Below are 15,209 nucleotides of genomic sequence, written 5' to 3' on the forward strand. Positions count from 1 at the left end.
TTTGCAATTTAAAGAGCTACAAAGACACCTAGAATTAGGAATTTCCTAACACTAAATGCCTTTGTTTGGGTTATTTAACTCTTTCTATTGTTACGTTAAACTTCCGTACTTTGTAACTGATACATATCCGCATAAAGGCCACCTTCTGCCAGTAACGTTTCGTGCGTTCCTCGTTCTACAATCTGCCCTTTGTCTAAAACTAAAATCAAGTTTGCGTCACGAATCGTCGAAAGGCGATGCGCAATCGCAATTGTCGTTCTCCCTTGACGCATTTTGGCTAATCCTTCTTGAATCAATCCTTCTGTTTCTGTATCAATATTAGCGGTTGCTTCATCTAAAACTAAAATTTTGGGATCAGTCACAATCGTTCGTGCAAACGAAATTAATTGACGTTGCCCGCTAGAATAACTCGCTCCTCGTTCAATGACTTTCGCATGATAGGTATTGGGTAACGTGTGAATAAATTTATCCGCCTGAACAAATTCCGCAGCCTGTTTAATTTGTTCATCTGTGATGTTTGGATTCAGTAAACGGATATTTCCAGCAATATCTCCATAAAACATGAAAGCATCCTGTAATACCAAGCCCATCTTTTCCCGTAATTCTGTCATGGGAAAATCACAAATGTCACGATCATCAATTAAAATCTGCCCTTCATAAAATTCATAGAAACGCATGAGTACATTAATAATTGAACTTTTACCACTTCCAGTATGACCGACTAAAGCGACGGTTTCCCCGGGATTTGCGACAAAGCTAATATTTTTCAATACTTCGTTTTTGCCATCATAAGAAAAAGTAACATTGCGAAATTCAATTTTCCCGCGGATAATTTCCCCATTCGCACCTACTGATTGTTGCGGTGTTAATTCTTCCGTATCCATAATTTTTAAAATACGACTACCTGCGACAATCCCATCTGTAAAGATACTTAGGAAGTCCATCATTTGTGTCATCGGATTAAAAAAAGCTTGGACATACGTTACAAAAGCATAAATCATCCCCGCTTCTACAGGAGAATGTAAAGCATCGATGCCAAACATAGTTAAGGCCAATGCAATCGCCAACGTATACAACAAATTAATGATGGGACTTAATAATAACGAATTCATACGAATCATTGCTACTCGTGTTTTTAAATAATCATCATTGGTTTCCTCAAATTCTTTTTCCAAACGCTTTTCTTGGCGAAATTGTTGAATGATTTGCATACCAGAGATGTATTCATTTAGTTTGGTGTTTAATTGACTTAATTTTTCCCGCATACTGCGATATAATTTTGAACTAAATTTTTGGTAATACCAAATTACAACTAATAAAATTGGCAAGAAAATTAGACAATAAAATGAAATTTCTGGACTGAGTTGAAACATTGCAAAAAATGACGAGATTACGGCAAAAATTCCTGTAATCACCATTAGGAATACATACCAGAATTCAAACAATGTTTCTGTATCGTTGGTAACACGAGACACCGTCGAACCCGCTGGTGTTTGATCAAAATAACGCATACCTAAAGTGTGTAATTTTTCAAATAATTTCACTCGTATATATTGATACGTTTTTAAAGAAGCCATCGAATACAAATACCATTGGAAAAACCAAACAATACTTTTGACAATGACACCAAAAAAATAAATAGCAGCAAAAGTTAGAATCACTTGCATTGTAGCAGTTTTAGGCGTTAAATAATTATCCATAAAAACTTGAATGACTCTAGGCAAAAGAATATTGATAATTGATAAGCCAAATGCAAAGAGAATAGCTGTGTAAAACATGCGTCGAAACGGTTTGGCAAAACGAAACAAACGCTGAACAATCGTTAATTGTTCTTTCATCGGTAACTCTCTGGACCATTCGGATTGATACTTTTCTTCCATTAACTCTCACTTCCTTCAATTTTCGCTTCTAATTGCTGTTTTTCCCACATCCGCTGATACCAACCCTTCTGAGCCAGTAACTCTTGATGCGTCCCCCGTTCAATAATTTTCCCTTCATCCAACACTAAGATTTCTTTTGCATGCATGACACTACTTAAACGATGCGCTGTAATGATAGTGGTTTTTTCTTGGCGCGTTTCTTTTAGATTTGATAAAATCGCCTCTTCAGTCTTCGCATCGACTGCAGATAAGGCATCGTCTAAAATTAACAATTCTGGTTCAACAATCAAGGCCCGTGCAATAGAAATCCGTTGTTTTTGTCCTCCAGAAAGCGAAACGCCACGTTCCCCAACCATTGTGTCATAGCCTTCAGGGAATGCTTTAATTTCTTGGTTAATAAATGCTAATGCTGCCGCTTGTTCAACTGCTGCTTGTTCCAAGTGTGGTTTAGCAAAACGAATGTTATCTCGTACCGTCATGGAAAAGAGAAAATGGTCCTGTGGCACGTACCCCATTGCACCCATCAATGCATCTAATGTGTAATTTTTAATGTTATGTTTTCCAAAGGAAATCGTTCCTTGGTATTGATCATATTCACGCATCAACAACTTCAAAATAGTGGTTTTACCAGCGCCTGTTTTACCAACAATCCCCAAGGTTTCTCCTTCTTGCAACGAAAATTGGATATTTTCCAATGCCACTGCCTCTTCTTTTGGATAAGAAAAAGAATCAATCTTCATTGAAATTGTCCCTTGCGCCATTGTTTTGATGGCATCTTTTCGTTCGATAATATGCGTTTTTTCATGTAATAATTCGTTCACACGATCGTAACTAGCATTCCCACGTTCTAACACATTAAATAAGCGCCCAATCGCAAACATTGGCCAAACTAGCATCCCAATATAGGCAATGAAAGAGACCAACTGACCTAAACTAATCGTTCCTTCCATGATGAAACGACCACCAATAATAATTGTCAAAACATAAGAAACACCAATAATCAGCGTAATAAACGGATCAAATAGTGCATCTAAAAAGTTCGTTCGTTTATTTTTGACGATAGCATCATCAATTTTCTCTGTAAAATCAGCAAGATCTTCTTTTTCTTGCCCAAATGTTTTAATGACTTTAATTCCAGTAATACTTTCTTGTGTTTTATCATTAATCGCTGAAAAAGCAGCTTGTGAATCTCGAAAGGCATCATGCAACTTAGAACCTAGAACTCGTGAAGTGACGGCTAATAAAGGCAGCGGTAATAAAGCAATTAATGTTAAGCGCCAATCGACAAATAGAACCATTGCGATAATCGTTGTTCCTCCCGTAATCACAGAGTCGGCAAACGTTAAAATCCCAGCTCCAGCAACATTTTGGATGGCATTTAAATCATTGGTTGCATGCGCCATCAAGTCACCTGTCCGATATTTCTGATAAAAGATGCTATCCATTTTTGTGAAATGATGAAATAATTGAGTCCGTAGCTCTTTTTCCAAACGAGCCGCACTCCCCCAAATATGCATCCGCCAAATATAGCGAAAAAGATATTGGGCAAGCCCAGCACCAATCAAGAGTGCAACCCACACGATAATTTTCGTTAAGCGAATTTCTTTGTTAACGATTTCATCTACAACGACGCCAATAACTTTGGGCGGGACTAATTGAACAAGAGCGACCATCATTAATGAGAAAACCCCAATAATATAACTTTTTTTCTCTTGCTTAAAAAACCAGCCTAATTTTTTGAATATGGACATTTAGTTGTCCCTCCTTTTACTTTGTTGTTCTACGAAGACTACTTTCGAGCTAGAAGGTTTCTTCGTTATTGTTGTTTTTGATTAAACGTTTCGCTCTTTTCCTCCTAGATTATCCTATTCTCCCGCAAAACAACAAAAAAACGGACTGAAAATCAGCCCGTTTTTACACTTATTCATGATTACCTGAATAACCTTTACTATTTTCCTTGGTTTTTCATTTGTTGCATCATTTGTCTAACCTTTTTCTCTGACGGTTTTTGACCCATTGATGCCATCATCATGCGTAACATATCCTCATTAACGGGAGGATTTTTTTTGAAATAATCTTGCATATATTTGCGTGCAAGGAAAAAGCCCCCTGCAGCGCCTACTAATAAAGCGATTACTGCGATTAATACTACCCAACCTGTTGCCATTGAAACTCTCTCCTCTCCGTATAGTTTTGCTCTCAATGAATTATTTTACTAGAAATAGCAAAAAAAGAAAAGTTCTTTTTGCGGGATTTCTCTTAAATAATGAAAAAAGTCTGATTTTTTTGCAAAATAGTGATTAAAAGTCAAAAATATACGCTCTTAAATGTCAATAGGACCTTTAAGAGCGATTGTTGCTTTAGTTTTGTCCTTGAATTTTTTCTAATAATTCTGGATCAAATGTTTGATTTTTTAACATCGCAATTTCAAAGCCGTAAGGGGCCTTTTTATTTTTTTTGTCTTCTCCGACATAAGGTGTTTCTAAAATTTTTGGTAAAGCAGTTAATTTTTCATGGTGAACCACACCGTTTAAAGCTTCAAAACCAATAGTGCCAAAGCCAATATTGGCATGACGATCTTTATGTGAGCCCATAGGATTTTTAGAATCATTCACATGAATAACTTTTAAACGATCCAATCCGATAATTTTATCAAATTCAACTAATACGCCATCAAAATCATCTTTTACATTATAACCTGCATCATTAATGTGGCAAGTATCCAGAGTGACAGAAAGTTTATCATTTAGCGTAACTCCGTCAATAATCGCAGCTAGTTCATCAAACGTACGGCCGATTTCGGTTCCTTTACCAGCCATTGTTTCTAAAGCGATTTGAGGGATTTGCTCTTTCCACAAGACTTCGTTTAGACCTTTAACAATTTGTTTGATGCCGGCTTCTGGACCTGCGCCAACATGCGCACCTGGGTGTAACGTGATTTGCGTTGCTCCCAACGCTTGTGCTCGCTCAATTTCTTGACGCAAAAAGTCTACGGCAAAACCGAAATTTTCCGTTTTAATTGTATTACCTAAATTAATAATATACGGGGCATGAACGACGATATTACTTAAATTGTGTTCCTTCATAAACGCTTGCCCAGCTTCAATATTCATTTCTTCAATCGGTTTTCGGCGCGTGTTTTGTGGCGCGCCTGTATAAATCATAAAGGTTGTTGAGCCATAACTAGCCGCTTCCTCGGCAGAGCCTAATAGCATTTTCTTGCCACTCATACTAACGTGTGATCCTAATAACATGTGGTTCCTCCTAATAATTCTTCTTTTTCTTTTGGTAGTGTTGATACTGTTGCAGCCATTCTTCAAGCGTGATTTTTGTTACTAATTCGCCAATTAGTTCATAGGGTATTCGCTTAGGATTAGTGAAGCGAAGACAACTTTTCCCCATGTTTAGCTTTGTTGACACTTGTTCCTGATAGGCTTCTTGAAACCAACTTCGGACGGCTTCATTTCCCATTAATCCCATGTGATATAAAGCTACTTGCCTTTTAGTAGCGCCTAAGCTGATGAATGGTAACGGTTCATCACCACGGTTAAGATAGCCTTCTGGAAATACTGAAAGCGGCACAACAAAGGTTGGCATGCCATATTGCATTGTTAATTCAAATCCTGCTGGCAAATTTTGCGAAACGACATCTAATACTTGCTGATAAGCAATTCGCCAGTTTGGTTCAACTGTTTCGATGTATGCTGTAACTGTTTCAATTGACTGCGCCATTATTTCTTCCTTTGCTGATAAAGCGCTTTGGTTTTATAGCCTTCTTTTAAAATAACTAACATTTCAGTTTGCCGCTTTTTCCGTGTCTCCGCTCGCTTTGCACTAAATACATACCGCGCCCACTCTTTTTGATAACCAGGCGTTAATGCAGCGAATGTCGCTGCAGCAGCTGGTTCTGTTTGTACCAACGCTTCAATTTCTGGTAAATATTGAACATAATCCCCAACAGCAGAACTGGTCTGATTCTTCGCTGGCTTTTTAAGAACATTCTTCATGCCGACAACCGTAAAAGTCTCATCTAAACTAACCATGCGATTAAATTTTAAGGTTGAGCCTTTAATATACCCATCTGCCTCGTTTACTTGTAATGTTGGAAAAATTTCATCTCGGTGGACAAAGGTTGGATACATTTTATTGCCTTTTTTCGGATAAGCCACATATAACAACCCATTTTCTACTAAATGTTGACCTTCAATCACCATTGAAACAATCTCTTGAAATTCCGCCATTGTTTTCACAAATGCAAAAATCAGCTCAACTGGTTCTGAGGGTAATTGCTGCGCGGCTGAAGCAAATTCAGATAGATACTCTCCCTGTGGTCTATTTAAAATAACTAGTTGCTGATACTTCGTTAAGTTTAACTTTTCGACAATTGATTTCATAACCTACTCCTTATAGCGACTGCACTTTTTATTCTAGCATAGCACAAGTTATCTGTAATTGAATATGCCCAATAGTAAAAAAGAGTTTTTTGTAACAGAATTAATCCCAATTTATCTTTTTTAAAAGCGAAAGCTTGGAACCTGTTGTCTAAACGACCTTCGTCCCAAGCTTTCATTTTTTTAGTATTTTAACAAGAAATATTTTTTCTTACCGCGACGAATCACAGTAAATTGTCCTTCGATTTTATCAGTTTCTGTCAATTCAGCTGCTAAATCTTGTCTACGTTCTCCATTGACGTAAATCGCTCCATTTTGAACATCTTCACGGGCTTGACGTTTGGATGGTTCTATTTTTGAGGTAACTAATAAGTCAACTAAACTTAATTGATCCTCTGGTTGCACCTCGTACGTTGGTACATCTTTAAATCCTTGTTTAATTTCTTCTGCTGTTAAGCTTTGGATATCTCCGCTGAACAATGCTTCTGAAATTTTAACCGCTTGATGATAGGCTGCTTCACCGTGGACTAAAGTAGTCACTTCTTTGGCTAACGCTTTTTGCGCAGCACGTTGACCTGGGTTCGCTGTAAATTCTTCTTCAATTGTTGCAATTTCATCCAATGTTAAGAAAGTAAAGTATTTCAAGAATTTCACGACATCACGATCATCTGTGTTAATCCAGAATTGATAAAATTCATATGGCGAAGTTTTTTCCGCATCTAGCCAAACTGCGTTTCCTTCTGTTTTACCAAATTTGGTACCATCTGCTTTTGTAATTAAAGGCATGGTTAAGCCGAATCCTTGAACTTCTTGTTCTCGGCGTAATAATTCAATCCCTGAAGTAATGTTCCCCCATTGATCACTGCCGCCTAATTGCAATAAACAACCTTCTGTTTCGTACAATTTCAAGAAATCATACGCTTGTAATAATTGATACGCAAATTCAGTATAAGAAATTCCTGTTTCGATTCGGCGTTTCACGCTTTCTTTACTCATCATATAGTTAATTGTAAAGTTTTTTCCAACATCACGTAAGAAATCAATTAACGAAAGCTCTCCAAGCCAATCATAGTTATTTGCTAGAATCGCTGGATTTTTTTCATCTTCAAAATCGATAAAACGTGACAACTGGCCCTTAATACTTTCAGACCAAGCTTTCACTGTATCAAGTGTGTTTAAACTACGCTCTGCATCTTTGAATGATGGATCACCAATCATGCCTGTTCCGCCACCAACTAAAGCAATGGGCACATGACCATTTTGTTGGAAACGACGTAACATAAGAATTGGCAGTAGATGCCCGATGTGTAAACTGTCTGCCGTTGGATCAAAGCCGATATATAATTTAACAGATTCTTCATTTAATTGTTTTTGTAAGGCTTCTTCATCTGTGACTTGGTAGACCAACCCACGGGCTTTTAATTCTTCAAAAAAAGCTGAATTCATGATTTTCCTCCTATAGTAAAACATAATAATAGATCAAATTCCCCTATTCATAGTAACCGATTCTGTCACACTTGAAAAGTCAAAAAATGAGATTTCCCTATTTTCTCTTAAGTTTTTTCAACAAAAAATGGCAATTGGTGTAGAAACTATTCATAGAAGCTTTTTTTTGCTATAATAACACAGAATGTATCATTTTATTGAGGTGAAACTTTTGAAAAATAATTCAAGTAACAATAAGCAAAAACCAACGACCTCTGCTGGCGGCAATGTCTTTTTACTTATTTTAAATGTCATTATTCGCGTTTTTCAGTCATTAGTGGTTTTTGGGGTTATTCTGATTGTCTTAGGTGGCTCTCTTGGCTTAGGTATTGGAATGGGCTATTTTGCTTTTCTAGTTGAAGATACACAGCCCCCAACGAAGGAAGAATTGCAAAAAGAAATCAGTGATATTACCGAAGTGTCAAAAATGACTTACGCAGATGGTACTCCGATTGCTAACATCAAATCAGATTTAATTCGGACACGAATTAATGGCGATCAAATGTCTCCATTGCTAAAAAAAGCCATTATTTCAACAGAAGATGAATATTTTGAAGAACATCATGGGGTGGTACCAAAAGCGCTAGTTCGAGCGTTGATTTCTGATGCGACAGGTATCGGCGGTTCTTCTGGTGGTTCAACATTGACTCAGCAATTGGTCAAGCAACAGATTTTAACTGACGAAACGACTTTTAAACGGAAAGCCAACGAAATTTTATTAGCTTTACGTATTGAAAAATACTTTTCTAAGGACGAAATCGTGACAACTTATCTAAATGTCTCCCCTTTTGGTCGTAATAACAAAGGTGAAAATATTGCAGGCGTGGAAGAAGCAGCCAAAGGACTCTTTGGTAAAAGTGCCAAGGACTTGAATCTTCCTCAAGCGGCCTTTATCGCAGGACTTCCCCAAAGTCCCATTGTTTACACGCCCTATACTAACACTGGTGCCTTGAAAGACGATTTGTCTTTAGGAATGAAGAGAAAAGATTTTGTTCTTTTCAGTATGTACCGAGAAAAAGCTATTTCACAAAAGGAATATAAAGAAGCCAAAGCTTACGACTTGAAAAAAGACTTTTTACCAACAGAGCAGGCCAATGTCAATACAGAAGGCTATCTATACTACACGGTGTTAGATAAAGCAGTTGAGATTGTCATGGATTTAGATATGAAAAAAGCTAAAGTTAATCGTGATGATTTAGATCAAGTTGGTTTAGATCAATATGAAGAACAAGCACGTCGCGAAATCCAGTCGCAAGGCTATACAATCCAATCGACCATTGATCAGAACATTTATAACACGATGCAAACCGCTGTCGCAAATTATGGTTATTTGCTTGATGATGGAACTGCAGATGTCAATGGGAATACAATGATTGAAACTGGCAATATTTTAATGGATAACGCTACTGGTCGTATCCTTGGTTTTATCGGCGGCAGAAACTTCGATATTAATCAAAACAACCATGCCTTTAATGCCGATCGTCAAGTTGGTTCTACGATTAAACCAATTTCTGTCTATGGTCCTGCGATTGATCAAGGACTCATTGGTTCTGAAAGTCGTCTGGCCAACTACCCAACGACTTATGCTGATGGTCGTGAATTTGTGAACTCAACAACTGTGGATTTAAATCAATTCGTGACTGTTCGGAATGCCTTGAATTGGTCTTTCAATATACCTGTCGTTCATGTTAATAATGAGCTAAGGAAAAAAATGGGTGATGATAATTTTTCTTATAATCACTACTTAAGCAAAATGAACTATCCAGCTTCAGATGCTTGGGCTTACGAATCTGCACCTTTGGGTCCAGTAGAAACAAATGTTGTAACTCAAACAAACGGTTTCCAAGCACTTGCTAACAAAGGCAAATATCAAAAAGCCTACATGATTGAAAAAATTACAGACAATAGCGGACATGTGGTCTACGAACACAAAGATGAAGGAACGCAAGTTTATTCACCGGCGACCGCTTCTATTATGAATGACTTGTTGCGTTCAGTGGTGGATTCTGCGAATACGACAAAATTCAAACCAACGTTAGCTGGCTTGAATCCTCATTTAGCCAGTGCTGATTGGGTCGGAAAAACTGGGACAACTGATGAGTTTAAAGATTCATGGCTGATTGTCTCTACTCCAACTGTGACACTAAGTTCTTGGACGGGACATGATCTACCAGCGCCAATGACGACGACCAGCGGCGACAATAACGGGAATTATATGGCGAACTTAGCTAATGCGCTGTACTATGCGAATCCAGAATTGTTTGGCATTGGTCAAAAATTTGAATTAGATCCAAGCGTTATTAAATCAAAAGTTTCTGAATTTACTGGTGAAAAGCCTGGCTCAATTACCTATAATGGTGCCAAGTTCAACACACCTGGCAAAACAACGACTTCATACTATGCCAAAGATGGTGCACCACAAAGTACCTATAAATTTGGGATCGGTGGAACAGACAGCAATTACGCTTCTTACTGGGGAAATCTTGCTCCACGTGCCACTACAAATAATAACAACAACAATAACAATAAAAAGAACAACTAAAGAATTTGGTAAGTTAAGCTTGCAACCAAAATTATGTAAAAAAGTAGAGACGTAATTCATCAATTGATGGATTACGTCTCTACTTTTATTGTTTCTCTTATTCTTTACCATCGATACTAGCTCGAGCTATTCAAAAATAGCTCCTACATTTAATGAAATAATATGCAGCAATCAACCTATTTTAACTAAAATAATCCCTTTCTGTTTCTCAAAACAATAGCAGATACTATTAAACTTATTAATACATAGACAACTATCATCTTTAAAGAAAAATCAAATGTGAGACCTATCTCATCCATCGGCTCATACCCATTTCCTCCATTAATAATTTTGGGAAAATTCATATAAGATGTAAAGAAAAATTTATTGGAAATCAGGCTAACTCCTGAAGATAATACCACACCAACAATTAGCAAGCTATGAACAATCAAATTTCCAGTAAATAGTGAAAGCAAGAAACTGAATACTGTCAATGCTAATAACAGCATACCAAACATAATTAGGCTTCTCGACAAATAGTTAGAAAGAGAAATGATTGTAACACTTTGTCCCTTTTCAATAATCGCGACTGGATAATCAGGGTTTCCCAGACCATTTTTGAAAAATGCACTGATTACAGAAAGAAAGATTGACAGATAAGAAACCAATCCGACTGTAAACAAAATACTACTTATTTTAATAGAATATTTTTTCCATAGTTTTAAGGGAAGGCCATTCCATAAAGAAACAGTATTTTTTCTTTTTTCTAAAGTTGCGAGCGCTATAATCATTAAACTAGGGATAATTAATAATAATGTATATGGAAAATCCATCGATAAAAGAAAACCTAGGTAATTCAAAGCAGGCATTTTAGCAACTTCAGAAGAATCCACTTGTTTGATCCTGTTTTCAGATAAATATTGCAATTCTTTGACTCTTTTTTGTTGCTCAATAATTGGTATACTGTACAATGTTCCTTTTAACATTGCGTTTAAATTACTTTCTTCCAATTTTTTCTCAGCTTCTAATAAAGCCCATTCATCACCAATTTTGATGGCATTAATTGCTTTCCTTAATTGCTCACTTTCATCTTCTATCTCATTTAAAGTTTCTTTTGCTGCAGGTTCATTTTTCATTTTTTCTTTCGCTTGTTCGTTATTTTTGATTCGGTTTTCATATTGCATTTCTTTAAAAGAAAGTTGTTGGGGTTGAGCTAGTAACGGATAAATTAACATTAAAATAAAGGATACAAACACAAACCACAGACTCTTCTCTTTCAATATTTTTATCGTTTCTATCTTAAGCATTTCTTTCTTCTCCTCTTAAATATAAGTTATCATATTGTTCACGTAAAGAAAGGTTACGTTGATCATTCTCAACCAGCTTTTTATTTTTCATAAATAAAATACGTGTACATGTGTGTTCAACATTATACAAATCATGAGAAGATAAAATAACTATTTTATCTTTAGAAACTATTTCTTTTAAGCACATTATGAATAAACTAACACTAGTAGGATCCAATCCATTAAAAGGTTCGTCTAACAAAAGTATTGTTGCATCACTTGCTAGATACATTGCTAATAATACATGTTGTTTCATTCCAAGAGATAATTTTTTTATTGTTTTATTTTGATATTCTTTCATCTTTAATTGTTCAAAAATATGCTCTATATCGCTATTACTTTTCCAAGCGGCTTTAATATATTCAAGATGTTCTTTCGGCGTCAAATAATCATATAAATTTTTACTACTTTCAAGAAAAAATAGTTCTTTTAAATACGTTGCACTTCTACTATTGTAATCAATCTTATTTAAACTAATATTTCCATTTTTTCTAGGGATTAAACCAGATATAGCATTAAAGAACGTGGTTTTTCCAGTTCCATTAGGAGCAACTAAGCCAATTATTTCACCAAATTCAGCTTGCATAGATAAATTTTCTATAATTGTTCTATTACCATACTCGACAGTTAATTCTTTTACCTTCATAGAAACACCTCTTTTTTTAATCTAAAGATACCATAAAAATCATTTGTTTCCAATGAAATTAAAATATTTTTAATTTTTACTTAATTTTTGGAATGATATATGATAAAATATGTATTGAATAAGGAATTATTCAATATATATTTAAAGGAGTAGATGAATTATGAAGAAAAAGGTAATTGTTGGTACGTTCTCTCTTTTGACTAGTTTTTTTATTTCAAGTGTTATATCTCCTAATGAAGTGGATGCTGCGTACTATGAAAATGTCCCTCATACTGCTGATCAATGGGAGTATAGAACAGGATGGAGCGGCCTGATTAATGTGCATTATAAAACATTAAGATACCCTAGAGGCTACAATAGAAGTTACTATGCTCGTCGTCCAAAGACCTGGCATTTTCCAGGTCATTACAAACATTATTGGGTATTCTCTTATAGAACTTGGTAACAGATTTAAACTAAAAAGATATTACGCAAATAAAAAAGTACAAGAAGAAATCATTTTCATGATTTCTTCTTGTACTTTTTTGCATTTCTAGTAGAATTTTCTCTTATTTTGTTGAACCTTTTTGATCAATTCCATAAGGTAAAACAACTGTTTTTTCTTCAATTTCTTCTTTGTTCATTAGTTTTGTTAATAAGCGCATTGACACGGCACCGATATCATATAAAGGTTGTGTAATACTTGATAGACGTGGACGAGAGACTTCTGTAAGCAATGAGTTATTGCTTGTAATGATTTCAAATTCTTCTGGAACTTTCACACCAGCATCTAGCATCCCATCTAATAAACCAATCGCTAGCTCATCGTCTGTAACAAAGGCAGCAGTTGCCCCACTATTACGGACACGCTCAGCCAAATTAATACCTGCTTTAAATTTATATTCAGATTCAAAAACTAAGCCTTCATTATAAGACAAGCCATTTTCCGCTAAGGCTTCTTTGTAGCCTTTCATTCGGTTTTGACCATTAATTGGATCGATTAATGCACCACTAACAAAAGCAATTTTTTTGTTCCCATTTTTCGCTAAAGTCGCTGTTGCATCTTTCGTTGCTTCTGTGTAATCAATATTAACGCTACCGACTTGTTCATCTGGATCAATTGAACCTGCTAAGACAACAGGTGTTTTTGAACGTGAAAATTCACCACGAATATCATCTGTAATGCGATGACCCATAAAGATAATCCCATCTACTTGCTTGGCAAGTAAATTGTTCAATACAGTAACTTCTTTTTGATCGTCTCCATCTGAATTAGCTAAAATGATATTATATTTATACATTGTAGCCACATCGTCAATGCCACGTGCTAATGAAGCAAAAAATGCATTACTAACATCTGGAATAATAACACCCACTGTTGTCGTTTTTTTACTTGCTAAACCACGTGCGACTGCGTTAGGACGGTAATCTAAGCGATCAATCACTTCTAAGACTTTTTTACGCGTTGCTGGTTTTACATTGGGATTACCATTGACAACACGAGAAACAGTAGCCATAGATACATTTGCCTCTCTAGCAACATCATAAATTGTAATTGTTTGTTTTTCCATGTTTCTTCTCCTATAAATATGAATTTGTTCTCATTTTCTGAAAACACTGTTTACATTTCTTTCCTAGCCTAGAATATCAAAATTCTTCTATTTTTGCAACCGTTTTATCGTTTTTTCATGAAAATTTACTTTCCATTTCAAAAGGAACTTTTTGTCATTTCATGTTATGATAGTACTGTGATTCACTTCAGAATAAAAGAAAGAAGGATGTTTTATGAATCAAGAAAAAATTGCCGATTTAAAAAATTGGATGCACCAAGAAAAGATTGACTTCACTTATATTAGTGATCCTGGTCATATCGCTTACTTTTCCGGTTACGAAAGCGAACCTCATGAACGCGTGTTAGCTTTGTTTATCGCTGCGGACGACCAATCATTTTTATTTACACCTGCATTGGAAGTCGAAGATGCCGAAAAGAGTAGTTGGACTTATCCCGTTTATGGTTATTTAGATAGCGAAAATCCTTGGGAAAAAATTGCGGCTTTATTAAATAAACGAACACAAGGCACACCACGCTTTGCTTTAGAAAAACAAGCTCTTTCTTTAGCTCGTTTCGATCAATTGAAAACCTATTTCCCAGCTAGCGATTTTTCGCATGATGTTACGCCTTTAATTGAAAAACTTCAATTAATTAAAACAGAACCTGAAATTCAACGTTTACTAGAAGCTGGTAGTTGGGCTGATGTCGCTTTTGAGATTGGCTTCAAAGCAATTCAAGCAGGCGTTGCGGAACAAGAAATTGTTGCAGAAATCGAGTATCAATTAAAACGTCAAGGTATTCGCTCAATGAGTTTTGATACGTTAGTCTTAACAGGAAAAAACGGAGCTAGTCCTCACGGGGTACCTGGCGAAACAAAAATTGAGCCCCATGACTTAGTGTTATTTGATTTAGGTGTCGTTCATAATGGCTATTGTAGTGATGCCACACGAACAGTCAGCTACTTGGAACCTTCTGATTTCCAAAAAGAAATTTATGGAATTGTCTTAGAAGCACAATTAGCAGCAACTGAAGCGGTGAAACCTGGTGTTACAGCAGGCGAATTAGATGATATTGCCCGAGGTGTAATTACAAAAGCTGGTTATGGTGAATACTTTAACCATCGCTTAGGCCATGGCATTGGAACCACTGTCCATGAATACCCATCGCTAGTTCATGGCAATGATTTAGTCATTGAAGAAGGTATGTGTTTCTCTATTGAGCCCGGTATTTACATTCCTGGAAAAGTAGGCGTTCGTATTGAAGATTGTTTACACGTAACGAAAACAGGCTCCGAACCATTCACTAAGACAACCAAAGAATTGCAAATTATTCAATAGCATAAAAATAAAATGAGGCCATCAGTCAACCGGACTGATGGCCTCATTTCTAAATTTTAAGGTAAGCCGCTG

Annotated in this window: 14 protein-coding genes; 3 read left to right on the forward strand and 11 right to left on the reverse strand. The window is 36.1% G+C overall.

Annotation, left to right across the window (positions count from 1 at the left end; genetic code table 11):
• Nucleotides 1–95: 95 nt before the first annotated feature.
• From IGL36_RS07245 to tyrS, 8 genes are all read right to left on the reverse strand, one after another.
• Nucleotides 96–1,880, reverse strand: a complete 1,785-nt coding sequence (locus IGL36_RS07245; protein ID WP_002371901.1) for an ABC transporter ATP-binding protein — start codon at nt 1,878–1,880, stop codon at nt 96–98.
• Nucleotides 1,880–3,631: an ABC transporter ATP-binding protein gene (locus IGL36_RS07250; RefSeq protein ID WP_002391275.1), complete on the reverse strand. Its 1,752-nt coding sequence runs from the start codon at nt 3,629–3,631 to the stop codon at nt 1,880–1,882. The genes IGL36_RS07245 and IGL36_RS07250 overlap by 1 nt, the downstream gene beginning before the upstream one ends.
• Before the next feature lie 197 nt (nt 3,632–3,828).
• A complete protein-coding gene (locus IGL36_RS07255) occupies nt 3,829–4,047 on the reverse strand; it encodes a YneF family protein (RefSeq protein ID WP_002357397.1) in 219 nt (72 codons plus the stop codon).
• Nucleotides 4,048–4,240: 193 nt separating this feature from the next.
• Nucleotides 4,241–5,134 carry a deoxyribonuclease IV gene (locus IGL36_RS07260; protein ID WP_002357396.1) on the reverse strand — a complete coding sequence of 298 codons (894 nt, stop codon included), beginning with the start codon at nt 5,132–5,134 and terminating at the stop codon, nt 4,241–4,243.
• 10 nt (nt 5,135–5,144) lie between these two features.
• Nucleotides 5,145–5,612: a DUF1801 domain-containing protein gene (locus IGL36_RS07265; protein ID WP_002369299.1), complete on the reverse strand. Its 468-nt coding sequence runs from the start codon at nt 5,610–5,612 to the stop codon at nt 5,145–5,147.
• Entirely contained in the window at nt 5,612–6,274 is a 663-nt protein-coding gene (locus IGL36_RS07270; protein ID WP_002371904.1) for a YdeI/OmpD-associated family protein, read from the reverse strand. Before IGL36_RS07270 ends, IGL36_RS07265 begins: the two co-directional genes overlap by 1 nt.
• Nucleotides 6,271–6,450, reverse strand: coding sequence for a hypothetical protein (locus tag IGL36_RS07275; protein ID WP_002365741.1), 180 nt, complete (start codon nt 6,448–6,450; stop codon nt 6,271–6,273). The genes IGL36_RS07270 and IGL36_RS07275 overlap by 4 nt, the downstream gene beginning before the upstream one ends.
• A 4-nt stretch (nt 6,451–6,454) precedes the next feature.
• Nucleotides 6,455–7,717, reverse strand: a complete 1,263-nt coding sequence (tyrS, locus tag IGL36_RS07280) for a tyrosine--tRNA ligase (protein ID WP_002357324.1) — start codon at nt 7,715–7,717, stop codon at nt 6,455–6,457.
• Between the two features lie 184 nt (nt 7,718–7,901).
• On the opposite strand from tyrS, the gene IGL36_RS07285 reads away from it, so the two are divergent.
• Nucleotides 7,902–10,298 (forward strand): transglycosylase domain-containing protein, encoded by a 2,397-nt coding sequence (locus IGL36_RS07285; RefSeq protein WP_002398342.1) that lies wholly within the window; start codon nt 7,902–7,904, stop codon nt 10,296–10,298.
• Between the two features lie 185 nt (nt 10,299–10,483).
• Here IGL36_RS07285 and IGL36_RS07290 read toward each other — a convergent pair whose 3' ends face one another.
• Both IGL36_RS07290 and IGL36_RS07295 read right to left on the reverse strand, forming a co-directional pair.
• Nucleotides 10,484–11,584, reverse strand: a complete 1,101-nt coding sequence (locus IGL36_RS07290) for an ABC transporter permease (RefSeq protein WP_002394504.1) — start codon at nt 11,582–11,584, stop codon at nt 10,484–10,486.
• Entirely contained in the window at nt 11,577–12,269 is a 693-nt protein-coding gene (locus tag IGL36_RS07295; protein ID WP_002380363.1) for an ATP-binding cassette domain-containing protein, read from the reverse strand. Before IGL36_RS07295 ends, IGL36_RS07290 begins: the two co-directional genes overlap by 8 nt.
• Before the next feature lie 160 nt (nt 12,270–12,429).
• Between IGL36_RS07295 and IGL36_RS07300 the strand changes: the two genes are divergently transcribed.
• The gene (locus tag IGL36_RS07300) at nt 12,430–12,714 is read left to right on the forward strand and encodes a hypothetical protein (RefSeq protein ID WP_002371910.1); all 285 of its coding nucleotides are present in this window, start codon (nt 12,430–12,432) and stop codon (nt 12,712–12,714) included.
• A gap of 103 nt (nt 12,715–12,817) precedes the next feature.
• On the opposite strand, the gene ccpA is transcribed toward IGL36_RS07300, so the two are convergent.
• Nucleotides 12,818–13,819 (reverse strand): catabolite control protein A, encoded by a 1,002-nt coding sequence (gene ccpA / locus IGL36_RS07305; protein WP_002357319.1) that lies wholly within the window; start codon nt 13,817–13,819, stop codon nt 12,818–12,820.
• Between the two features lie 214 nt (nt 13,820–14,033).
• Between ccpA and IGL36_RS07310 the strand changes: the two genes are divergently transcribed.
• Nucleotides 14,034–15,137, forward strand: coding sequence for an aminopeptidase P family protein (locus tag IGL36_RS07310; protein ID WP_002361926.1), 1,104 nt, complete (start codon nt 14,034–14,036; stop codon nt 15,135–15,137).
• Nucleotides 15,138–15,209: the final 72 nt, after the last annotated feature.

The organism is Enterococcus sp. AZ011, from assembly GCF_050548355.1.
GTDB lineage: Bacteria > Bacillota > Bacilli > Lactobacillales > Enterococcaceae > Enterococcus > Enterococcus faecalis.

Excerpts from the sequence above, each read along its gene's own strand:
- IGL36_RS07245 (WP_002371901.1), bottom strand. The coding sequence starts at position 1,880 with ATGGAAGAAAAGTATCAATCCGAATGGTCCAGAGAGTTACCGATGAAA.
- IGL36_RS07250 (WP_002391275.1), bottom strand. The coding sequence starts at position 3,631 with ATGTCCATATTCAAAAAATTAGGCTGGTTTTTTAAGCAAGAGAAAAAA.
- IGL36_RS07255 (WP_002357397.1), bottom strand. The coding sequence starts at position 4,047 with ATGGCAACAGGTTGGGTAGTATTAATCGCAGTAATCGCTTTATTAGTA.
- IGL36_RS07260 (WP_002357396.1), bottom strand. The coding sequence starts at position 5,134 with ATGTTATTAGGATCACACGTTAGTATGAGTGGCAAGAAAATGCTATTA.
- IGL36_RS07265 (WP_002369299.1), bottom strand. The coding sequence starts at position 5,612 with ATGGCGCAGTCAATTGAAACAGTTACAGCATACATCGAAACAGTTGAA.
- IGL36_RS07270 (WP_002371904.1), bottom strand. The coding sequence starts at position 6,274 with ATGAAATCAATTGTCGAAAAGTTAAACTTAACGAAGTATCAGCAACTA.
- IGL36_RS07275 (WP_002365741.1), bottom strand. The coding sequence starts at position 6,450 with ATGAAAGCTTGGGACGAAGGTCGTTTAGACAACAGGTTCCAAGCTTTC.
- tyrS (WP_002357324.1), bottom strand. The coding sequence starts at position 7,717 with ATGAATTCAGCTTTTTTTGAAGAATTAAAAGCCCGTGGGTTGGTCTAC.
- IGL36_RS07285 (WP_002398342.1), top strand. The coding sequence starts at position 7,902 with ATGTATCATTTTATTGAGGTGAAACTTTTGAAAAATAATTCAAGTAAC.
- IGL36_RS07290 (WP_002394504.1), bottom strand. The coding sequence starts at position 11,584 with ATGCTTAAGATAGAAACGATAAAAATATTGAAAGAGAAGAGTCTGTGG.
- IGL36_RS07295 (WP_002380363.1), bottom strand. The coding sequence starts at position 12,269 with ATGAAGGTAAAAGAATTAACTGTCGAGTATGGTAATAGAACAATTATA.
- IGL36_RS07300 (WP_002371910.1), top strand. The coding sequence starts at position 12,430 with ATGAAGAAAAAGGTAATTGTTGGTACGTTCTCTCTTTTGACTAGTTTT.
- ccpA (WP_002357319.1), bottom strand. The coding sequence starts at position 13,819 with ATGGAAAAACAAACAATTACAATTTATGATGTTGCTAGAGAGGCAAAT.
- IGL36_RS07310 (WP_002361926.1), top strand. The coding sequence starts at position 14,034 with ATGAATCAAGAAAAAATTGCCGATTTAAAAAATTGGATGCACCAAGAA.